The organism is Pantoea sp. alder81 (assembly GCF_020179835.1).
Lineage (GTDB): Bacteria > Pseudomonadota > Gammaproteobacteria > Enterobacterales > Enterobacteriaceae > Pantoea.
Map to the genome: position 1 here is coordinate 310,813 of NZ_JAIUDA010000006.1, position 21,790 is coordinate 332,602.

At 55.3% G+C, this 21,790-nt stretch carries 21 protein-coding genes; 16 read left to right on the top strand and 5 right to left on the bottom strand.

Annotation, left to right across the window (positions count from 1 at the left end; all coding sequences use genetic code 11):
- Positions 1 to 27: 27 nt before the first annotated feature.
- Both LBW88_RS17855 and queD read right to left on the bottom strand, forming a co-directional pair.
- Complete coding sequence (locus LBW88_RS17855; protein ID WP_224933393.1) at positions 28 to 627, bottom strand: inorganic diphosphatase; 600 nt, start codon at positions 625 to 627, stop codon at positions 28 to 30.
- A gap of 129 nt (positions 628 to 756) precedes the next feature.
- Positions 757 to 1,119, bottom strand: a complete 363-nt coding sequence (gene queD, locus LBW88_RS17860) for a 6-carboxytetrahydropterin synthase QueD (RefSeq protein ID WP_176505758.1) — start codon at positions 1,117 to 1,119, stop codon at positions 757 to 759.
- 294 nt (positions 1,120 to 1,413) lie between these two features.
- Between queD and cysJ the strand changes: the two genes are divergently transcribed.
- Genes cysJ through LBW88_RS17875 form a run of 3 tightly spaced genes read left to right on the top strand, consistent with a single transcriptional unit; the run spans position 1,414 to position 5,674 of the window.
- Entirely contained in the window at positions 1,414 to 3,219 is a 1,806-nt protein-coding gene (gene cysJ, locus LBW88_RS17865) for an NADPH-dependent assimilatory sulfite reductase flavoprotein subunit (RefSeq protein ID WP_224933392.1), read from the top strand.
- Positions 3,219 to 4,943, top strand: coding sequence for an assimilatory sulfite reductase (NADPH) hemoprotein subunit (gene cysI / locus LBW88_RS17870; RefSeq protein WP_224933391.1), 1,725 nt, complete (start codon positions 3,219 to 3,221; stop codon positions 4,941 to 4,943). Before cysJ ends, cysI begins: the two co-directional genes overlap by 1 nt.
- Positions 4,940 to 5,674, top strand: coding sequence for a phosphoadenylyl-sulfate reductase (locus tag LBW88_RS17875; RefSeq protein WP_224933390.1), 735 nt, complete (start codon positions 4,940 to 4,942; stop codon positions 5,672 to 5,674). Before cysI ends, LBW88_RS17875 begins: the two co-directional genes overlap by 4 nt.
- 105 nt (positions 5,675 to 5,779) lie before the next feature.
- Here the strand turns inward: LBW88_RS17875 and LBW88_RS17880 are convergent, their stop codons facing one another.
- Together LBW88_RS17880 and LBW88_RS17885 are read right to left on the bottom strand one after the other, a co-directional pair.
- A complete protein-coding gene (locus LBW88_RS17880; RefSeq protein ID WP_224933389.1) occupies positions 5,780 to 6,064 on the bottom strand; it encodes a YciI family protein in 285 nt (94 codons plus the stop codon).
- A 9-nt stretch (positions 6,065 to 6,073) separates the two neighbouring features.
- A complete protein-coding gene (locus tag LBW88_RS17885; protein WP_224933388.1) occupies positions 6,074 to 7,093 on the bottom strand; it encodes an aminopeptidase in 1,020 nt (339 codons plus the stop codon).
- Between the two features lie 248 nt (positions 7,094 to 7,341).
- Here LBW88_RS17885 and cysG point away from each other — a divergent pair, with 248 nt between their 5' ends.
- The 13 genes from cysG to rpoS all read left to right on the top strand — a co-directional run bounded on the left by cysG (position 7,342) and on the right by rpoS (position 18,774).
- Positions 7,342 to 8,757, top strand: a complete 1,416-nt coding sequence (gene cysG, locus LBW88_RS17890) for a siroheme synthase CysG (RefSeq protein ID WP_224933387.1) — start codon at positions 7,342 to 7,344, stop codon at positions 8,755 to 8,757.
- 9 nt (positions 8,758 to 8,766) lie between these two features.
- Positions 8,767 to 9,675 carry a sulfate adenylyltransferase subunit CysD gene (cysD, locus tag LBW88_RS17895; protein WP_100703628.1) on the top strand — a complete coding sequence of 303 codons (909 nt, stop codon included), beginning with the start codon at positions 8,767 to 8,769 and terminating at the stop codon, positions 9,673 to 9,675.
- Between the two features lie 10 nt (positions 9,676 to 9,685).
- Positions 9,686 to 11,113, top strand: coding sequence for a sulfate adenylyltransferase subunit CysN (gene cysN, locus LBW88_RS17900; RefSeq protein WP_224933386.1), 1,428 nt, complete (start codon positions 9,686 to 9,688; stop codon positions 11,111 to 11,113).
- On the top strand, positions 11,113 to 11,718 hold the full coding sequence (gene cysC, locus LBW88_RS17905) for an adenylyl-sulfate kinase (RefSeq protein WP_224933385.1): 606 nt from the start codon (positions 11,113 to 11,115) through the stop codon (positions 11,716 to 11,718). Before cysN ends, cysC begins: the two co-directional genes overlap by 1 nt.
- A gap of 56 nt (positions 11,719 to 11,774) precedes the next feature.
- Positions 11,775 to 12,095, top strand: coding sequence for a DUF3561 family protein (locus tag LBW88_RS17910; protein ID WP_224933384.1), 321 nt, complete (start codon positions 11,775 to 11,777; stop codon positions 12,093 to 12,095).
- Positions 12,096 to 12,266: 171 nt separating this feature from the next.
- The gene (ftsB, locus tag LBW88_RS17915; protein WP_007893240.1) at positions 12,267 to 12,584 is read left to right on the top strand and encodes a cell division protein FtsB; all 318 of its coding nucleotides are present in this window, start codon (positions 12,267 to 12,269) and stop codon (positions 12,582 to 12,584) included.
- Positions 12,585 to 12,587: 3 nt separating this feature from the next.
- The gene (gene ispD / locus LBW88_RS17920; protein WP_224933383.1) at positions 12,588 to 13,304 is read left to right on the top strand and encodes a 2-C-methyl-D-erythritol 4-phosphate cytidylyltransferase; all 717 of its coding nucleotides are present in this window, start codon (positions 12,588 to 12,590) and stop codon (positions 13,302 to 13,304) included.
- Positions 13,304 to 13,786: a 2-C-methyl-D-erythritol 2,4-cyclodiphosphate synthase gene (gene ispF / locus LBW88_RS17925; RefSeq protein WP_034823359.1), complete on the top strand. Its 483-nt coding sequence runs from the start codon at positions 13,304 to 13,306 to the stop codon at positions 13,784 to 13,786. Before ispD ends, ispF begins: the two co-directional genes overlap by 1 nt.
- A complete protein-coding gene (truD, locus tag LBW88_RS17930; RefSeq protein WP_224933382.1) occupies positions 13,783 to 14,826 on the top strand; it encodes a tRNA pseudouridine(13) synthase TruD in 1,044 nt (347 codons plus the stop codon). Before ispF ends, truD begins: the two co-directional genes overlap by 4 nt.
- A gap of 217 nt (positions 14,827 to 15,043) precedes the next feature.
- On the top strand, positions 15,044 to 15,805 hold the full coding sequence (gene surE, locus LBW88_RS17935) for a 5'/3'-nucleotidase SurE (protein WP_224933610.1): 762 nt from the start codon (positions 15,044 to 15,046) through the stop codon (positions 15,803 to 15,805).
- Positions 15,799 to 16,425, top strand: coding sequence for a protein-L-isoaspartate(D-aspartate) O-methyltransferase (locus LBW88_RS17940; RefSeq protein WP_224933381.1), 627 nt, complete (start codon positions 15,799 to 15,801; stop codon positions 16,423 to 16,425). Before surE ends, LBW88_RS17940 begins: the two co-directional genes overlap by 7 nt.
- Positions 16,426 to 16,591: 166 nt before the next feature.
- Positions 16,592 to 17,731, top strand: coding sequence for a murein hydrolase activator NlpD (gene nlpD / locus LBW88_RS17945; RefSeq protein ID WP_224933380.1), 1,140 nt, complete (start codon positions 16,592 to 16,594; stop codon positions 17,729 to 17,731).
- A 50-nt stretch (positions 17,732 to 17,781) separates the two neighbouring features.
- Complete coding sequence (gene rpoS / locus LBW88_RS17950; RefSeq protein WP_039330767.1) at positions 17,782 to 18,774, top strand: RNA polymerase sigma factor RpoS; 993 nt, start codon at positions 17,782 to 17,784, stop codon at positions 18,772 to 18,774.
- Positions 18,775 to 18,908: 134 nt separating this feature from the next.
- Here the strand turns inward: rpoS and mutS are convergent, their stop codons facing one another.
- Positions 18,909 to 21,470, bottom strand: a complete 2,562-nt coding sequence (mutS, locus tag LBW88_RS17955; RefSeq protein ID WP_414004092.1) for a DNA mismatch repair protein MutS — start codon at positions 21,468 to 21,470, stop codon at positions 18,909 to 18,911.
- Positions 21,471 to 21,790: the final 320 nt, after the last annotated feature.

Here is a 21,790-nt window from a genome sequence, read left to right on the forward strand (position 1 = left end):
ATGACCGCACCGGTCCAGCCATCTGTTTTACTGCTTGGCTTTATAGGCCTCGAAGGCCTGTTTGATCTCAGTTTTGGCTTTCGCCGCATCTTCAAAACCATTCAGTTCGACTTTCTTACGGCCATCTGGCAACTGCTTATACACGCGGAAGAACGCTTGCAGACGCTCCTGCTCCATTTTTGGCAGATCGCTCATCTCTTTAATGTCATCGTAAGTCGGGTCGATTTTGCTGGTCGGAACCGCAACAATCTTGTCGTCTACTTCGCCGCCATCGATCATTTTCAGTACGCCGATCGGACGCAGTTTGATCAGCGTGCCTGGTTGCAGCGGTGCACGAGTGTAGAAGATCACATCCAGCGGATCGCCATCGCCGCCCAGAGACTGGGTCAGTGAGCCGTAGTTTGCCGGATAGGCAACCGGCATCGACTGGAAACGGTCAGCGACGATGAAACCGGTTTTTGCATCGGTTTCATATTTAATCATGCCGCCAGCGGGAATTTCAGTCACGGCATAGAACTCATCCGGTACTTTTTCTGGCTGCGGAAAATCCAGTACGTTTTGAGCCTGAACGGCGGCAGAGGCGGAAACCAGTAAAGCGATAACAGAAAGGCGTTTAACGAAGTTCATTGTTGATTCTCTTGATCTTTAATGAAGGAGACAACAACGTAGAGGGGGCGGATGACAGGGAGATGAAGTGAACGTAAAGAAGCGTATAGCTGAAAGTCAGGCTGCACTGCGGCAGCCCGTCAACAGTGATTAACCTTTATAAGTACAACCTGCGGTACAGGTTTCTTTGATCATCACTGCGCTCAGTTCTGGCAGGATCGGCTTCATCTGATCCCAAATCCATTTTGCCAGCACTTCACTGGTCGGATTTTCCAGGCCTGGAATATCATTTAGATAGTGATGATCGAGACGATCATAAATCGGCATAAACGCCGCCTTCAGTTCGGCAAAATCCATTACCCAACCGGTATGCGCATCCACTTCACCGGTAATTTCTAATCGAACCAAAAACGAATGGCCGTGCAGACGACCACACTTATGCCCTTCAGGCACATGCGGCAGGCGGTGAGCAGATTCGAACTGGAACTCTTTAAACAGCGTGGTAGACATAATGGCTCTCAGACTTAAAAACCGCCGAATTCTACCTGAATCACAGATTTTTCGCACCCGCTTACGATGAAAAGGGCATTTTGCGCTATCTATGGCCTGGAAGGCTTAATTAACTGATTGAATAACCGTGCCTTTATTTACCACTTTTGCCGATTACAATTACCCGAAAAACCACTTAGTCATTTTGGTTATTAATTATGTCGAAGGCTTATTTAATCGTTAATATACAGCCCGGTAACCTACCCACTCTTCCGCCATTTATCGGTCCGGACTTCAGACACTGGAATTTTTAACGCGATGACGACTCAGGCACCAGGTTCAATGCTCCCGCTTAATCCGGAGCAACTCGCGCGCTTACAGGCAGCGACCACGGATTTTAATACCACGCAGATGGCCTGGCTCTCCGGCTACTTCTGGGGCATGGTCAATCAGACCCCGGGCGCTGTCGCTGCACCTGCGCCAGTGCAGGCCGAGGTGCCAACCATCACGCTGATTTCTGCTTCGCAAACCGGTAATGCTCGTCGCCTGGCGGAACAGCTGCGCGATGATCTGCTGGCCGCCAAGTTAAGCGTTAATCTGGTCAACGCCGGTGACTACAAGTTCAAGCAAATCGGCCAGGAGAAATTACTGGTCGTGGTCACCTCGACGCAAGGTGAAGGTGAGCCACCGGAAGAAGCGGTCGCTCTGCATAAATTCCTGCTGTCGAAGAAGGCGCCGAAATTTGCGGCCGGCTCCGCGTTTGCGGTGTTTGGCCTCGGTGACACCTCGTATGAATTCTTCAGCAAAGCCGGTAAAGACTTTGATGAGCGTCTGGCGGAACTGGGCGCAGAACGTCTGCTGGATCGTGTTGATGCCGACGTGGAGTATAAAGAGCAAGCCACGGCCTGGCGTCAGCAGCTGACTGAAATTCTGAAAGCGCGTGTGCCGAGTGAACCTTCTGTGGTGGCGGCTGTGACGGCTTCTGGCGTGGTGAACGACATCCACAGCAGCCCGTACAGCAAAGAAGCGCCACTGACCGCCAGCTTTGCCGCTAACCAAAAAATCACCGGTCGTGATTCCGATAAAGACGTGCGTCATATCGAAATCGATTTAGGCGAGTCAGGACTGCGTTACCAGCCGGGCGATGCGCTGGGCGTATGGTTTGAGAACGATGCCGAACTGGTGCAGGAGTTATTGCAACTGGTGTGGCTGAAAGGTGATGAGTCCGTTGAAGTGAAGGGCGAAACCTTGCCGCTCACCGAGGCACTGCAAAAACATTATGAGCTGACGGTGAATACCCCGCAGATTGTTGAGCAGTATGCGGCGCTGTCGCGCAATGATGCACTGCTGGCGCTGGCGGGCGATAAACCGAAGCTGCAGAGCTATGCGCAGAGCTTCCCGATTGTCGATATGATGCGCCAGGCACCGACCGAATTGAATGCCGAACAGTTGACGGGTTTGCTGCGACCACTGACGCCGCGTCTTTACTCAATCGCTTCATCACAAGCGGAAACCGACACCGAAGTGCATATCACTGTCGGCGCGGTGCGCTACGAGATTGATGGCCGTCAGCGTGGCGGTGGTGCTTCAACCTGGCTGGCGGATCGCATCGAAGAAGACGGCGAGATCCGCGTGTTCATCGAACACAACGACAACTTCCGTCTGCCGGCGAATCCGGAGACCCCGGTGATCATGGTGGGCCCAGGCACCGGTATTGCGCCGTTCCGTTCCTTTATGCAGCAGCGTGATAACGATGGCGCAGGCGGCAAAAACTGGCTGTTCTTTGGTAACCCGCACTTCACTGATGATTTCCTCTATCAGGTGGAATGGCAGAAATACGTGAAAGACGGTTTGCTGACCAACATTGATTTAGCGTGGTCACGCGACCAGGCTGAGAAAATATACGTACAAGATAAAATCCGCGCTAAAGGGGCGGAAGTGTGGCGCTGGATTGAAGAGGGCGCACACCTTTACGTCTGCGGCGACGCCAATCGCATGGCGAAAGACGTTGAGCAGGCATTACTGGATGTGGTGGTCGAACACGGCGGCATGGATCGTGAAACGGCTGACGAATTTTTAAGTGAGCTGCGCATTGAGCGCCGTTATCAGCGAGACGTTTACTAATGAGCGAAAAACATCCTGGACCGCTGGTCGTTGAAGGCAAGCTGGTCGACGCTGAGCGTCTGAAAAAACAGAGTAACTACCTGCGTGGCACCATCCTCGAGGATCTCGATGAGGGGCTGACCGGCGGCTTCAGCGGCGATAACTTCCTGCTGATCCGTTTTCACGGCATGTACCAGCAGGACGACCGCGATATTCGTGCGGAGCGTGCGGCGCAGAAACTCGAACCGCGCCACGCGATGATGCTGCGTTGCCGTCTGCCGGGCGGCATCATTACGCCAACGCAGTGGCTGGCGATTGATAAGTTCGCTACCGATAAAACTATTTATGGCAGCATCCGTCTGACCAACCGTCAGACCTTCCAGTTTCACGGCATTCTGAAAAAGAACGTGAAGCCGACGCACCAAATGCTGCATGAAGTCGGTCTCGACGCGCTGGCGACCGCCAACGACGTGAACCGTAACGTGCTGTGCACCTCGAACCCAGTGGAGTCGGAGTTGCATCAGGAAGCCTACGAGTGGGCGAAAAAGCTCTCCGAGCACCTGCTGCCGCAAACCCGCGCTTACGCGGAGATTTGGTGGGATAAAGAGAAGGTTGCTACCACGGATAAAGAGCCGATCCTCGGTGAAACCTATCTGCCGCGTAAATTCAAAACCACCGTGGTGGTGCCGCCGCATAACGATGTCGATCTGCATGCCAACGATCTGAACTTCATCGCTATTGCTGAGAATGGCAAGCTGATTGGCTTTAACCTGCTGGTCGGCGGTGGTTTGTCGATTGATCACGGTAACAAAGCGACTTATGCGCGTACCGCCAGCGAGTTTGGTTACCTGCCGGTGGAGAAGATCCTTGATGTCGCCGCCGCGGTGGTCACCACGCAGCGCGACTGGGGCAACCGTACCGATCGTAAAAATGCCAAAACCAAATACACGCTGGAGCGTGTTGGTGTTGATACCTTCAAAGCCGAAGTGGAAAAGCGTGCCGGCCTGACGTTTGAACCGATTCGTCCTTACGCGTTTACCACCCGTGGCGACCGCGTAGGCTGGGTGAAAGGCATCGATAAAAAATGGCACCTGACGCTGTTTATCGAAAACGGCCGTCTGATGGATTATCCGGGCCGTCCACTGAAGCGCGGCATTGCCGAAATCGCTAAAATTCATCAGGGCGATTTCCGTTTAACCGCCAACCAGAACCTGATCGTCGCCGGTGTGCCAGAGAAGCAAAAAGCGCAGATCGAAGCCATCGCCCGTGAACACGGTTTGATGGAAGCGGTCACGCCACAGCGCGAGAATTCAATGGCCTGCGTGGCCTTCCCGACCTGCCCATTAGCGATGGCCGAAGCCGAGCGCTTCCTGCCTTCGTTTGTGACCAGGGTGGAAGAGATCATGCATAAGCACGGCGTGGGTGAAGAGCACATAGTGCTACGCGTTACCGGTTGCCCGAACGGCTGTGGCCGTGCTTTGCTGGCGGAGTTGGGTCTGGTGGGTAAAGCGCCGGGCCGTTACAACTTACATCTTGGCGGCAACCGCATGGGTACACGTATTCCTCGCATGTACCGCGAGAACATCAACGAAGGCGAAATTCTGGCCAGCATCGATGAGCTGGTGGCGCGCTGGGCAACCGAGCGTCAGGCCGATGAAGGCTTCGGTGACTTCGTGATCCGCGCTGGCATCATCAAAGCCGTGGTGGATCCCGCCCGTGATTTTTGGGACTCGGAGGCAGTATGACGGTACTTGATCTCGCAGCACTGAATAGTGGCAGCAAAGTGGATCGCATCATGGCATTGGCCGAAAGCAACGTGCAGCTGGAGAAACTCTCCGCTGAGCAGCGCGTAAGCTGGGCGCTGGAGAATATGCCGGGCGCGTTTGTGCTGTCTTCCAGCTTTGGTATTCAGGCGGCGGTTCTGCTGCATATGGTGACGCAGCAGAAACCGGATACGCCGGTGATCCTGACCGATACTGGCTATCTGTTCCCGGAAACTTATCGCTTCATTGATGAGTTAACCGGGAAGCTCAATCTCAATCTGCAAATCTTCCGCGCCGAGACTTCTGCGGCGTGGCAGGAAGCGCGCTACGGCAAACTGTGGGAGCAGGGCGTCGAAGGGATTGAGCAGTACAACCAGATTAATAAAGTTGAGCCGATGAACCGTGCGCTGGAAACACTGGGCGCGCAGACGTGGTTCGCCGGTTTACGCCGTGACCAGTCTGGCAGCCGTGCCAGTTTGCCGGTGCTGGCGGTGCAGCGTGGCGTATTCAAGATTTTGCCGATCATTGACTGGGATAACCGTCAGGTGCATCAGTACCTGAAGCAGCATGGCCTGAAGTACCATCCGCTGTGGGACGAAGGTTATCTGTCAGTGGGCGATACGCACACCACCAAGAAGTGGGAACCGGGCATGGCAGAAGAAGAAACACGCTTCTTTGGCCTGAAGCGCGAGTGCGGATTGCACGAGGGCTGATGCAGAAAACGGCTGAAAATCGCAGCGGCGTGATTTATCGCGCCTCCCTTTAGCGCCTCTGACGCTGTCAGGCGCACGCTAAATCGTGCCGCTACGATTTGAACCTTAGATTCCTTTCAAGCCTGCAAACGCATCCGCTGCGCGCGTCACGTTCACTTTTGTTACCTCATAGTGAGCCACGGCGACAAACGGATCTTCTGCCAGAATCACATCCAGTTGGGCACGATCCATATCCTTCACCAGCACCATACCGCCAGTGCGCGGATCTTTACGGCCTGCCGCAATAAAGTCACCGCTGTCAAAGTAACGATCCAGCCACTCAATGTGCGGCGCCAGCAGCGCATCCGCTTCTTCTGCAGGACGGAAATAGTTGAGATACACCACGTACATAGCAAATCCTTAAGTTGTTGGGTTAGCCAGCTCGGTGACCAGCGGCAGTAAGATCTTCACGCTGTCACGCGTGCGTTGCGTAATCCGGCCCGGTAGCCAGCGATCCAGATAATTGAGGTTATCGCGATCGGTTTGATGGCGTACATTGCCCTCCGGGAAGTGGCTACTGTGCGCCCGCTGCTGCTGTCCGTCTTTATTACCCAGCGCCCAGTTGGCGGCGGTGACATCCAGCAGCGGCATGCCGGCTTTATCAAACGGATTGACCCCAGGATAGTCGCGTGCCGTCAGCGTATGGCTGGCGGCGGAAATACCGTAGCGATGCGCTAGCTGCACGGCGCGCGAGCTGGTCTGCTTGCGGACTGCGGAGGGGGTATTGGCGCCACTGTTAAAGTAGAGGTGATCGCCGACGATCAGGCTGTTGAGATCAATCACCAGCAGGGTATTTTTCTTTTCCTGAGCACTCATGCGCGACAGGTAATCATCCATTCCATGCAGTCCGGCCTCACCGGCACTCAGCGCGACAAAGCGTACGCCATAATGCAGTGGCGTTTTACTCAGCTGTTGTGCCAGTTCAAGCATGACACCCAGACCGGACGCATTGTCGTCCACACCTTGTAAACGCAGGCCGCCCAGATTGTTATCCGCTTCATGGCGGCTGAGGGGCGTCCAGGTATCGAGATGGGTGACGATCAGAATCTCTTGCGGCACCGCGCCGCTGCGCGCGGCGATCACCGAAGTGGCGGATACCTTACGCGGGCGCGTCTCGCCCTTGCGCTCTGACCAGTTATAGCTGGTATTGAACTGGCGGGTATTACTCTTGTAACCCAGCTCGGTGAATTGCTGCTGCAGGTAATCGGCCGTCATCAGCTCGGCTGGGCTGCCGCTCATGCGGCCAGGGAAATAGGTAGCGATATGGCGTAGCTGCTGTTCAGCAAAATGCCCGGGCGCGTAAGTTGCTGCATGGGCAAATAAAGGCAAACCGCCCGCGATCAGTGCGGCCAGCACGGTGCGGCGGAGAGTGGCAAACATAGTTAGGGTCCTTTTCTGACATCCCGTCATGCTAAAAAAATTCCGAGTTAGTATGAAACTGTGACCGCGATTGCACAATTTGAATTGCTCCGAAACACCAGCAATATCATTTGTTAAGCACAAATTGTTATCAGCATTCCTGGGGCGTTATTCCATTCGGTAACTACTAATGCCAATTCGTAATTTCATCTGCCAGAAGGCGGGGACGTATAGTCGCGTTAACTTATTGTAAAACTAGCAAGGTTAACGTGGATTATCTGCCTCTCTTTGCCGATCTCAAAAACCGTCCGGTGCTGGTTGTCGGCGGTGGTGAAATCGCTGCGCGTAAAATCGAACTGCTGCGACGTGCCGGTGCGCGCGTATTGGTAGCAGCGCGCGACCTCGGCCATGAGTTGCAGGCGCTGCTGGAAATTGACGCGATTGAATGGATCGCGCACCGCTTTGAACCCGCACAGTTGGATAGCGTGTTTTTAGTGATCGCTGCCACTGATGATAACGCGCTCAATGCGCAGGTGTTTGATGCCGCCAACGCACGCCACAAGCTGGTTAACGTGGTCGACGACCAGCCCAAGTGCAGCTTTATCTTCCCTTCTATTGTTGACCGCTCTCCGCTGGTGGTGGCGATCTCTTCCAGTGGCACCGCGCCGGTTCTCGCGCGTTTACTGCGTGAAAAAATCGAGGCGCTGCTGCCTGCTAACTTAGGTCAGATGGCCGAAGTCGCAGGACAGTGGCGTGACAAGGTTAAACAGCGTTATCACAACATGTCGGAACGTCGTCGTTTCTGGGAGCGCGCTTTTAATGGTCTGTTTGCCAGCCAGATGTCGGCTGGCAACGTCAACGAAGCGCGCCGTACGCTGGATCATGAATTAGAGAACGACAGCGACAACCAGGGTGAAATCACCTTAGTGGGAGCCGGCCCGGGTGATAGCGGTTTGCTTACGCTGCGTGGCTTACAGGTCATGCAGCTGGCGGATGTGGTGCTGTATGACCATCTGGTGAGCGACGAAGTGCTGGAGCTGGTACGCCGCGATGCCGATCGCATCTGCGTCGGCAAGCGTGCGGGCGCGCACTCCGTTTCTCAGGAAGAGACCAATGCAATGCTGGTCGAGCTGGCGCAGCAGGGCAAGCGCGTGGTGCGCTTGAAAGGCGGCGATCCCTTTATCTTTGGTCGCGGCGGTGAAGAGCTGCAGGCGGCGAAAGCGGCGGGCATTCCGTTCCAGGTGGTGCCGGGCATTACCGCGGCAGCGGGTGCCACTGCCTATGCCGGGATTCCGTTAACCCATCGCGATCACGCGCAGAGCGTGCTGTTTGTCACCGGCCACTTACGCAGTGATAGCGAAGGCATTGACTGGCCAACGCTGGCGCGTGCGCGTCAGACGTTAGCGATTTACATGGGCACGTTGAAAGCGGCAGAAATTGCGGCGGGCCTTATCGAACATGGACGCGCGGCTTCAACGCCGGTAGCCGTAATTGGCTGCGGCACGCGTCAGAATCAACAAGTGCTGACCGGTACCTTAGATCAGCTTGAGGCGCTGGCGGTTGCCGCGCCCACACCGGCCCTGATTGTGGTGGGTGAAGTGGTGAATTTGCACGGGCAATTAGCCTGGTTCCAACATTCGGCACAGCAGGGGGCTCGCGAGTCCGCCGTTGTCAATTTGGCTTGAGGAAAAATTATGGACCAAAATCGTCTTACTCATCTGCGCCAGCTGGAGGCAGAGAGTATCCATATCATCCGCGAGGTGGCGGCCGAGTTCAGCAATCCGGTGATGATGTACTCCATCGGTAAAGACTCCTCGGTGATGCTGCATCTGGCGCGTAAAGCCTTCTATCCGGGCACGCTGCCATTTCCGCTGCTGCACGTTGATACCGGCTGGAAATTCCGCGAAATGTACGAGTTCCGCGATCGCACGGTAAAAAATATGGGTGCCGAGTTGCTGGTGCACCGCAATCCGGAAGGCGTGGCGATGGGCATCAACCCGTTCGTCCACGGTAGCGCCAAACACACCGACATCATGAAAACCGAGGGCCTGAAGCAGGCGCTGAATAAGTACGGTTTTGATGCCGCCTTCGGTGGCGCGCGTCGTGACGAAGAGAAGTCGCGTGCCAAAGAGCGTATTTATTCGTTCCGCGATCGTTTCCATCGCTGGGATCCGAAAAATCAGCGTCCTGAGCTGTGGCATAACTACAACGGCCAGATCAACAAAGGCGAAAGCATTCGCGTGTTCCCGCTCTCCAACTGGACCGAGTTGGATATCTGGCAGTACATCTTCCTGGAAAACATCGAGATCGTTCCGTTGTATCTTGCCGCGCCGCGTCCGGTGCTGGAGCGTGATGGCATGCTGATGATGATCGATGATGACCGTATCGATCTGCAACCTGGTGAAGTGATCAAACAGCGTATGGTGCGTTTCCGTACCCTCGGCTGCTGGCCGCTGACCGGCGCGGTGGAATCCGAAGCGCAGACGCTGCCGGAAATTATTGAAGAGATGCTGGTCTCCACCACCAGTGAACGCCAGGGCCGCATGATTGACCGCGACCAGGCCGGTTCGATGGAAATGAAGAAACGTCAGGGTTATTTCTAAGGAGACGCAGATGAATACCGTAATTGCACAACAGATTGCCGATCAGGGTGGCGTAGAAGCCTGGCTGACCGCGCAACAACACAAAAGCCTGCTGCGTTTCCTGACATGCGGTAGCGTCGACGACGGCAAAAGTACGCTGATTGGTCGTCTGCTGCATGACACCCGTCAGATTTATGAAGATCAGCTCTCCTCGCTGCACAATGACAGCAAGCGTCACGGCACCCAGGGCGAAAAGCTCGATCTGGCCTTGCTGGTGGATGGCCTGCAAGCCGAGCGTGAGCAGGGCATTACCATTGATGTGGCATATCGCTATTTCTCCACCGAGAAGCGCAAATTTATCATCGCCGACACGCCGGGGCATGAGCAGTACACCCGCAACATGGCGACCGGTGCGTCGACTTGTGATTTGGCGATTCTGCTGATCGATGCGCGTAAAGGCGTGCTGGATCAAACCCGTCGCCACAGCTTTATCTCCACGCTGCTGGGCATCAAGCACCTGGTGGTCGCCATCAACAAGATGGATCTGGTGGATTACAAGCAGGAGACCTACGAGCAGATCAAACAGTCTTACCTCGATTTCGCCGGCCAGCTGCCGGAAGATCTCGATATCCGCTTTGTGCCGATGTCTGCACTGGAAGGGGATAACGTCGCCACGCCGAGTGTGACCATGCCATGGTACAGCGGCCCAACGCTGCTGGACGTGCTGGAAACCGTAGAGCTGAAGCGCGTGGTGGATCACCAGCCGATGCGTTTCCCGGTGCAGTATGTGAACCGTCCGAACCTCGATTTCCGTGGCTATGCCGGTACGCTGGCGTCGGGCACGGTGCAGGTGGGTCAGCGCGTCAAGGTGCTGCCGTCCGGTGTCGAGTCAACCATTTCGCGCATTGTGACCTTTGACGGTGACCTGCAGGAAGCGTCAGCGGGTGAGGCCATTACGCTGGTGCTGAAAGATGAGATCGACATCAGCCGTGGCGATCTGCTGGTCGATGCCGCCGCCGAGTTGCAAGCGGTGCAGTCTGCCACCGTTGATGTGGTGTGGATGGCAGAACAGCCGCTGCAGCCGGGTCAGAGCTATGAAGTGAAGATCGCCGGTAAGAAAGCGCGTGGTCGTATCGAGAAGATCATCCATCAGGTGGAGATCAACACGCTGGAGAAACGCGCGGTGGAAAGCCTGCCGCTGAACGGTATTGGGCTGGTGGAGCTCACCTTTGATGAGCCGATGGTGCTGGATGCGTATCAGCAGAACCCGGTGACTGGCGGCATGATCTTTATCGATCGTCTGAGCAATGTCACGGTCGGTGCAGGTATGATCAATCAGCCACTGACGGATGTGCGTGGGCAAGCTGGTCAGTTTAGTGATTTCGAACTGGAGTTGAATGCGCTGGTGCGTCGTCACTTCCCACACTGGAATGCGCGCGACCTGCTGGGTGGCAAGTAATGGCCCAACACGACGACAATGTGGTGTGGCATGACCATCCGGTGACGCGTGATGAGCGCGAACAGCAGCACGGCCATCAGGGCGTGGTGCTGTGGTTTACCGGGCTGTCAGGCTCGGGTAAATCCACGGTGGCCGGCGCGCTGGAGCAGGTGCTGCATCGCGCGGGTGTCAGCACCTATCTGCTGGATGGTGACAACGTGCGTCACGGCCTGTGCCGTGACCTCGGCTTCAGCGATGACGATCGTAAAGAGAATATTCGTCGCGTGGGTGAAGTGGCGAAACTGATGGTCGATGCCGGTTTAGTGGTATTGACCGCCTTTATCTCGCCGCATCGCGCGGAACGCCAGATGGTGCGTGACTTGCTGGGTGCCGGGCAGTTTATCGAGGTGTTTGTCGATACGCCGCTGGCCGTGTGTGAAGCGCGCGATCCCAAAGGTTTGTACAAAAAAGCCCGAGCCGGTGAGCTGCGTAATTTCACTGGTATCGACAGTGTTTATGAGGCGCCAGACGCGCCGGAAATCCATCTTGATGGCGAACAATTGGTTACAAAACTGAGTGCCCAATTGTTAGACCTCCTGCGCCACCGCGATATCATCAGATCCTGAACCGACAGCGGCAAATCTCATCAGGTTTGCCGCGTTTAAGCGTCAACAGGATCTCTATGCAGAACGTTACCCCCATGCTGGCACGCAAAGATGAACGCACCCCGGATGAGTCTCGCTCATCATTACCGGGCGGCGTGATTGGCTTTCTCTCGTACTGGTGCGCGCTGGCGATTCCGTTCATGCTTTACGGCTCCAACACGCTGTTCTTTTTCCTCTACACCTGGCCATTCTTTCTCGCGCTGTTACCGGTTTCGGTGCTGATTGGCATCGTTCTGAGCTTAATGATTCGCGGGCGCCTGTTCTGGAGTGGGGTACTTACCACTATCGTGGTGGTGTGTCTGTTCTGGATGCTGTTCTCATTTCTCTCCGGTTGGTAATTCGATCCTGATGTGCAAACGCATCGGCAGGTTACAAAACTTTACCTGCCGTCCCGCTTTTAACCCTGCTATTTTTTGTACAGACAATCGTCTGCTGGGAGCATTTTCGCTGTCACTGTGGAGTCCTGTGCGAAGTTATGGGATGATTGGGCCGTTTTTCAGGGGGCGGGGATGGGTAAACTGACGCTACTGTTGCTCGTGCTGCTGGGATGGCTCCAATATTCCTTGTGGCTGGGTAAGAACGGTATTCATGACTATACGCGCGTCAACGAAGACGTCGCGTCGCAGCAGGCGAATAACGCCAAACTCAAAGCACGTAACGATCAGTTGTTTGCCGAAATTGATGACCTCAATGGCGGTTCAGAAGCAATTGAGGAACGTGCACGTAATGAACTGGGCATGATTAAGCCCGGTGAGACTTTCTATCGTCTGGTGCCAGACCAGAACAAACGTAACGCGCAACAAGCTGCGCAAAATCAACAACGATAAACCATGAACAACCTCTCTTCCCTTGCGGATGTGATTGCCGTGGTGCCTGCCGCAGGCGTGGGCAGCCGTATGCAGGCTGCCTGCCCAAAACAGTATCTGACCATCGGTCAATTTACCCTTCTTGAACACAGCGTCGCGCGCTTACTGTCGCATCCTGCTGTTAAGCAAGTGATCGTGCCAATCAGTCCTGATGACGGTTGGTTTGATTCGCTGCCACTGGCACAGGATCCACGCGTGTTACGCGTGACGGGTGGTGATACGCGTGCCGAGTCAGTGCTGGCAGGACTTCAGGCAATTCGACACAGTGAATGGGTGCTGGTGCACGATGCCGCGCGTCCATGCTTGCATCCGGATGACCTGGCACGACTGCTGGCAGTGCGCGAGCACAGCAAAGTTGGGGCGATTCTGGCAGCGCCGGTGCGCGACACCATGAAGCGCGCTGAGCCCGGTAAAGCGGCGATTGCTCACACTGTGGAGCGTGAGGATTTGTGGCACGCGCTGACGCCGCAATTTTTCCCGCATCAGTTACTCACGGCGTGCCTGACGCGCGCACTCCACGATGGCGCTACCATTACTGATGAAGCATCGGCGCTGGAGTATTGCGGTTACCATCCCGAGTTAGTCAGCGGACGCAGCGACAATATCAAGGTGACGCGGCCAGAAGATCTGGCGCTGGCGGCCTTCTATCTAACCCAGATTCAGTTAAAGGAGAGCGCATGATGCGTATCGGCCACGGTTTTGACGTTCACGCGTTTGGCGGCGAAGGTCCGTTGGTGATTGGCGGGGTGCGTATTCCCTTCGAACACGGTTTTATTGCCCATTCGGATGGCGACGTGGCGCTGCATGCGCTGACGGATGCGCTGCTGGGTGCGGTGGCGATGGGTGATATCGGCAAGCTGTTCCCGGACACCGATCCGGCCTTTAAAGGGGCTGACAGCCGTGGCTTGCTGCGCGAAGCCTGGCGTCGTATCCAGCTGAAAGGCTATCGCATTGGTAACGTTGACGTGACCATCATCGCGCAGGCGCCGAAAATGCTGCCGCATGTGCCGCAGATGCGCGTCAACATCGCAGAAGATCTGGGTTGCCATATGGATGATGTCAACGTGAAAGCCACCACCACGGAAAAGCTCGGCTTTACGGGCCGTGGCGAAGGCATTGCCTGTGAAGCGGTGGCGTTACTGGTGAAGGCCGATAACGCATGAGTGAGTTGCTCTACCTGCACGGTGTGCCAACCGCGACGGGCGTCATCAAAGCCAATCCTGAAGACTTCGTGGTCATCGAAGACCTCGGCTATCCCTATGATGGCGAGGGCGAACAGGTACTGGTGCGCATTCGGAAAATTGGCTGTAACACGCGTTTCGTCGCTGAGGCTATTGCTAAATTCCTCGGCGTACATCAGCGCGATATGAGTTATGCCGGCATGAAGGATCGCCATGCGGTGACCGAGCAGACGCTGTGTTTCCGCGTGCCGGGAAACGCAATGCCAAATCTGGCGGGCTTCCAGCTGGAAGGCGTGGAAATTCTGCAGGTGATTCGCCACAAGCGTAAATTACGCACCGGTGCGCTGGCGGGAAATGCGTTCCGTTTGATCGTACGTCAGATTTCCGATCGTGATGAAGTAGAAGGGCGGTTGCAGCGCATTCAGCAAAGCGGCGTGCCTAACTACTTTGGTGAACAACGTTTTGGCCGTGGCGGCAACAACCTGACGCAGGCAAAGCTGTGGGCTGAAGAGAAATTCCGCCCGCGCGATCGCAGCATGAAAGGTATTTTGCTGTCCGCTGCGCGCAGCCAACTGTTTAATCAGGTCACCAGTGCGCGTTTGCAGCGCGATGGGGTGTTGGATCAGGTGCAGGCGGGTGATGCACTGCAGTTGGCCGGTCGCGGCAGTTGGTTTGTCGCGCAGGCGGAAGAGCTGGCGGAATTGCAGCAGCGTGTGAATCACCATGAATTGCGCATCACCGCGCCGCTTGCCGGGCGAGGTGATCTGGGTCCTCAGGGAGATGCGTTGGCCTTTGAGCAGGCTAATCTGGCACCTGCTGCGGATTTGCTGGCGCTGCTGGAACGTGAGCGCGTTGATGCGGCGCGCCGCGCCATGCTGGTGGTGCCAAAAGATCTATGCTGGAACTGGTGGGATGACGTGACGCTGGAGATGCAGTTCTGGCTGCCAGCCGGAAGTTTCGCCACCAGCGTGGTGCGTGAACTGTTGAGTAACGGTGCCGCTGCGCCTATCAGCGATGAATAACCCTACTTTACCCGGCCTCAACGTCGGGTAAATATCTGCTCCGGCTGCATAATGTTGCGGCAAACGCCGGAAGTTCCGTGATTTACGCCTACCACTTCCCGCGCCTCACCGCTAGAATGCAAACATCTTCGTCTCGCCAGATCTTCTTTATTCGGCACCCCAACAGCGGATGCCAGGCGAGCTGAGGGCCAGTTGAATGAACAAAGGTCAGGAACAGATGCGGATATTGCTCAGCAACGACGATGGAATTCATGCCCCCGGCATTCAGACGCTGGCTCGCGCACTGCGTGAGTTTGCGGAGGTGCAGGTTGTCGCGCCCGATCGCAATCGAAGTGGCGCATCAAATTCCCTGACGTTAGAAACCCCGCTGCGTACTTTTACCCATGAGAATGGTGACATCGCCGTCCAGATGGGCACGCCGACGGATTGTGTGTTTCTCGGGGTCAACAAACTGATGCAGCCGCGTCCGGATATTGTGGTTTCAGGCATCAACGCCGGCCCCAATCTGGGTGATGACGTGATCTACTCTGGCACCGTGGCTGCCGCGATGGAAGGGCGTCATCTCGGATTGCCCGCGCTGGCGGTCTCACTTAATGGCCATCAACACTACGCCACCGCCGCGGCGGTGACCTGCACACTGCTGCGTGCTTTATCCCGCGCACCGTTGCGCACCGGGCGTATCCTGAATATTAATGTGCCCGATTTACCGCTAGCGGAAATCAAAGGTTTCCGCGTAACGCGTTGCGGCAGCCGCCATCCGGCCGATCAGGTGATTTGTACGGAAGATCCGCGTGGCCATACGCTGTACTGGATTGGCCCGCCGGGTGAAAAATTGGATGCAGGCCCTGATACCGATTTCGCTGCGGTAGATGCAGGTTACGTATCGCTGACGGCATTGCATGTCGATCTCACTGCACATGCGGCGCAGGAAGTTTTAAGTGACTGGTTGGTCGAGGCTGAGGTAAATCTCGCATGGTGAACCGACGCATCGAAGCGCTGTTAGAGCAACTGCGTGCGCAGGGTATTCACGATGAGCACCTGTTAAAAGCTATCGCCGATGTCCCGCGTGAACGCTTTATCGATGAGGCGTTTGAGCATAAAGCCTGGGAAAACGTTGCGCTGCCCATTGGCAGTGGCCAGACGATTTCACAGCCCTATATGGTGGCGCGGATGACCGCGTTACTTGAACTGAACCCGGATTCGCGCGTGCTGGAAATCGGCACCGGTTCGGGCTATCAGACCGCTATTCTGGCCCATTTGGTCAATCACGTTTATTCCGTTGAACGCATTAAAGGGTTGCAATGGCAGGCCAAGCGCCGCCTGAAACAACTCGACTTGCACAATATTTCGACTCGTCATGGCGACGGTTGGCAAGGTTGGGCGGCACGTGGCCCGTTTGATGCCATCATTGTCACCGCTGCACCCCCTGAAATTCCGACTGCGCTGATAGCGCAATTAGGTGAGGGTGGCAAAATGGTGCTGCCAGTAGGCGAAGATCAGCAGGTTTTAAAGCGTTTACGTCGTCAGGGTGGTGAATTAATTGAAGAAATCATCGAACCCGTCCGCTTTGTGCCGTTAGTTCAGGGCGATCTGGCCTGAGCCATTGCTACGTAAATCTTCACAACTGTTACATGGCATGGCGCAGTTGATATTGTTACTATCCTTGTTAATCAATGTGAAAGACCGTATTCCGCCTGTTGCGCAGTGAATAATGCGGTCACAACCATGAAACAGTTACATCCAGGATTGCCATAACGGGGGATCAATGAGCACGGGAAGCACAGTATTTCAATTACGCCGTTTGGCGGCACTTTCACTGGTAGGTTTTTGGCTGGCGGGTTGTAGCTCAGGCGACAACACGCAGGCTCCGATTAGCCAGATTGGCGGCGGCGGGGACAGCGGCATGGCGTCCGCACCCAGCGGTGGCATGGGCTCTGCACCGAGCGGTGGCATGATGTCCTCACAGAACAGCACCGTGCCGGCTATGCCGCGCGGCGGAATGTTAAGCGGTGGTACACCATCGGCTGCGCCGTCCGGTGGAATGGTTAGTGGTAATAATAATGTGGTTACCGAAAATGGTCGCATTGTGTACAACCGCAATTATGGGAATATTCCGAAAGGCAGTTACGGCGGTGAGACCTATACCGTCAAACGAGGCGATACCCTGTTCTATATTGCCTGGATTACCGGCAACGACTTCCGCGACCTGGCGCAACGCAACAACGTCGCGGCCCCGTATGGCCTGGAAGCCGGGCAAGTGCTGCAGGTTGGCAACGGTAATGGCCAGACCATCACCGGTGGCAACGCGATAACCGCAGCGGATGCGACGCAGGGCGGCGTGCCGGTAGCGGCTAACCAGACGCAAATAAAATCAGCCCCTGTTGCACAGCAACCTGTTATTACGTATTCTGATGATTCGGGTTCGACAGGCGGTAAAATGCTGCCGTCGAAAGGGGCAAATAATGTGGCAACGACCACAGCTCCGGTTACCGCACCGCCTACAGTCAGCAGCACGACGAATAGCACAACTCCAGTGGGAAGCTGGCGTTGGCCGACTGATGGGAAGATCATCGATAACTTCTCCGCTGCGGAAGGCGGAAATAAAGGGGTCGATATCGCCGGTTCGCGTGGACAACCTGTTATAGCCACTGCATCAGGAAGAGTGGTTTACGCAGGCAACGCGCTCCGTGGGTACGGTAATTTAATCATCATCAAACACAACGATGATTACCTGAGTGCTTACGCCCATAACGATTCCATGCTGGTTCGGGAACAACAGGAAGTTAAGGCGGGGCAAAAAATAGCTACCATGGGTAGCACCGGAACCAGTTCGGTAAGATTACATTTTGAAATTCGTTACAAGGGGAAATCCGTAAACCCGTTGCGTTATTTACCGCAGCGATAATCCGGCAGAACCTTGGTGTTCTGCCCTTGGATCACGGGTAGGAGCCGCTTATGAACCAGAATACGCTGAAAGTTAACGAGTTACATGAAGATGCGGAATTCGAGGAGAACGGAGCTGAGGTTTTTGATGAGAAGGCTCTCGTTGAGAACGAACCTGGTGATAGCGAAGTAGCTGAAGAAGAGCTGTTGTCACAGGGTGCGACGCAACGCGTTTTGGATGCGACGCAGCTTTACCTCGGAGAGATTGGTTACTCTCCACTGTTAACAGCGGAAGAAGAAGTCTTCTTCGCCCGTCGTGCATTGCGAGGTGACATTCCTTCTCGTCGCCGCATGATTGAAAGTAATTTACGCCTGGTGGTGAAAATTGCCCGTCGTTATAGCAATCGTGGTCTGGCACTGCTGGATCTGATTGAAGAGGGTAATCTCGGCCTGATTCGTGCCGTAGAGAAGTTTGACCCAGAACGTGGGTTCCGTTTCTCAACATACGCCACCTGGTGGATTCGTCAGACTATTGAACGGGCGATCATGAATCAAACCCGTACCATTCGTCTGCCGATCCACATCGTTAAAGAGTTGAATGTTTACCTGCGTACCGCGCGTGAACTTTCGCACAAGCTTGACCATGAGCCGAGTGCAGAAGAGATTGCCGAGCAGTTAGACAAGCCAGTTGATGACGTAAGCCGTATGCTGCGTCTCAATGAGCGTATTACCTCGGTTGACACACCGCTGGGTGGAGATTCCGAAAAAGCGCTGCTGGATATCCTGGCCGATGAAAAAGACAACGGCCCGGAAGACACCACGCAGGACGATGATATGAAACAAAGCATCGTTAAGTGGTTGTTTGAATTGAATGCCAAGCAGCGTGAAGTGCTGGCGCGTCGTTTCGGCCTGTTAGGTTATGAAGCGGCAACGCTGGAAGATGTGGGCCGTGAGATCGGGTTGACCCGTGAACGTGTCCGTCAGATTCAGGTTGAAGGTCTGCGTCGTCTGCGTGAAATCCTGCAGACTCAGGGCCTCAACATCGAAGCACTATTTCGCGAATAAGCCGTAACTGGCAACAAGAACGGTGACCCTTGGGTCACCGTTTTTTTATGTCAGAAATCTGCCAGTACTTATCACTGGAATCTGGCATTACCTGGCAAAGGATAGCGGCGCATCAGCACCGCCATTCCGTATGATTACACCAGCGTTTTAAGACGGTAAATCCACTCCAGCGCCTGTTTTGGTGTAAGGCTATCAGGATCCAGCGCTTCTAACGCATCTACAGCTGGCGATGTTTCTGCTACCAACAGCTGCATTTGCGATCCTTCTACCGTGGATGCCGCTGAACTGCCGGAGAGCGCTTCCAGCTCTTTCAGCTTGTTGCGCGCGCGTTTGATCACATCTTTCGGTACACCCGCTAATGCAGCAACCGCCAGACCATAACTTTTACTGGCTGCGCCATCCTGCACGCTGTGCATGAATGCAATGGTATCGCCATGCTCCACAGCATCAAGATGCACATTCACTACGCCTTCCATTTTTTCCGGCAGGGTGGTGAGTTCAAAGTAGTGGGTGGCAAACAACGTCATCGCTTTGATTCGATTCGCCAGGCTTTCCGCACAGGCCCACGCCAACGACAACCCATCGTAGGTTGATGTGCCGCGACCGATTTCATCCATCAACACCAGACTGTTCTCAGTGGCGTTGTGCAGGATATTGGCCGTCTCAGTCATCTCGACCATAAAGGTTGAGCGCCCTGACGCCAGGTCATCGGCCGCACCGACACGCGTGAAGATGCGATCGATAGGACCAATCACGGTCTCTTCGGCTGGCACATAGCTGCCAATCCACGCCATCAGCGCAATCAATGCAGTCTGACGCATATAGGTACTTTTACCGCCCATATTCGGACCGGTGATGATCAACATGCGGCGCTGATTTGACAGCGACAGCGGGTTAGCAATGAACGGCTCTTTCAGCACCTGCTCCACGACAGGATGGCGGCCAGCGGTGATGCGAATGCCGGCTTTTTCCTGCAGCACCGGGCGGCAGTAATTCAGCGTCCAGGCACGTTCTGCCAGGTTAGCCAACACATCCAGTTCAGCCAGCGCCGCCGCACTGATCTGCAGTGCTTCAAGATGAGGCAGTAAGCTATCGAGTAACGCTTCGTACAGGCCTTTTTCGAGCGCCAGCGCTTTGCCTTTTGAGGTCAGTACTTTGTCTTCATACTCTTTCAATTCGGGAATAATGTAGCGCTCGGCGTTTTTCAACGTCTGGCGGCGGACATAGTGAATCGGCACCTGATGGCTTTGGCCGCGGCTGACCTGAATGTAGTAACCATGAATTGCGTTAAAACCGACCTTTAAGGTATCCAGACCTAACTTCTCTCGCTCACGAATTTCGAGGCGGTCGAGATAATCCGTAGCGCCGTCAGCCAGCGCGCGCCATTCATCTAATTCGGCGTTATAGCCAGGCGCAATCACACCGCCGTCACGCACCAGTACGGGAGGGGATTCAATGACGGCTTGTTCCAGCAGCTCGCGCAGTTCAGCAAACTCACCCATCTGCGAACGCAAATTGACTAGCTGGATCGCCTCAACACCTTGCAACTGCTGATTCAGTTCCGGCAGTTGCTGGAAGGCATGTCGCATGCGAGCCAAATCACGCGGGCGCGCGGTGCGCAGTGCCAGGCGCGCCAGGATGCGTTCCAAATCGCCCACCTGGCGCAATACCGGCTGCAATGCTTCACTCAGTGATTGCAGTTCGGCAATGGATTCCTGGCGCCGACCAATGGTGGTGACATCGCGCAGCGGCATGTGCAGCCAGCGCTTCAGCATACGGCTGCCCATCGGAGTGACGGTTTTATCCAGCACCGCTGCCAGGGTATTGTCGAGACCTCCTGCCAGGTTCTGCGTGATTTCCAGGTTGCGGCGGGTGGCCGCATCCATGATTACGCTGTCCTGCTGGCGCTCCATACTTAACGAGCGAATATGTGGCAGGGAGGTGCGTTGGGTGTCCTTAACATATTGAAGCAGGCAACCCGCAGCGCGCAGCGCCAGATGGGCCTGTTCAACACCAAAGCCGCTGAGATCACGCGTGCCAAATTGCAGGTTTAATTGCTGGCGTGCGGTGTCGATTTCATATTCCCACAGCGGACGACGGCGCAGACCACGACGCTGATCGATCAGCGCCATCGCCTGGAAATCTTCTGGGTAGAGCAGTTCGGCAGGGTTAGTACGCTGCAGTTCTGCCGCCATAGTCTCCTGATCGGCTGGTTCGCTCAGGCGAAAACGACCCGAGCTGATATCAAGCGTGGCATAACCAAATCCGCGCGGGCTCTGGAAGATTGCCGCCAGCAAGTTATCCTGACGTTCCTGCAACAGCGCTTCATCACTGATGGTGCCGGGGGTCACAATGCGGACGACCTTACGTTCGACCGGGCCTTTGCTCAGCGCCGGATCGCCAATCTGTTCACAGATCGCCACGGATTCACCGAGCTGGACCAGTTTCGCCAGGTAACCTTCAACAGCATGATAAGGCACGCCCGCCATCGGGATGGGTTCACCCGCTGACGCGCCGCGTTTAGTGAGTGAAATCTCCAGCAGTTGCGAGGCTCGCCTGGCGTCGTCGTAGAACAGCTCGTAAAAATCGCCCATGCGATAAAACAGCAGGATTTCGGGATGGTCAGCCTTCAGGCGCAGGTATTGCTGCATCATGGGCGTGTGGCCAGTAAAGTCCATTTGCGCTGCTCCTTTCATCTCGTTTTCACTCAAAATTCACTCGTTCGATCATGGCTGCCCGACATGAGCAGGCCAGCGTGGTGCGTTATCCTACAGATGGATAACCAAAGCGCAGATATTAACATTTTGCCCTGCGCGCATCATCCGCTCGCAATGGATTCTGGCAGCCGACCTTAACAAATTGCGACAAGCAGTAAAAAGCAAAATCTGGTGTTAAAGATAAACTGTGGATCCGTTCCGCAAATTTTCGCTGCAACCCACTGAAACCAGGGAAAAGCAGCGTAAATTTAAGATATTGCTCTGTATCCCGCTTTGATGAACGATTACCATGTTGGCTT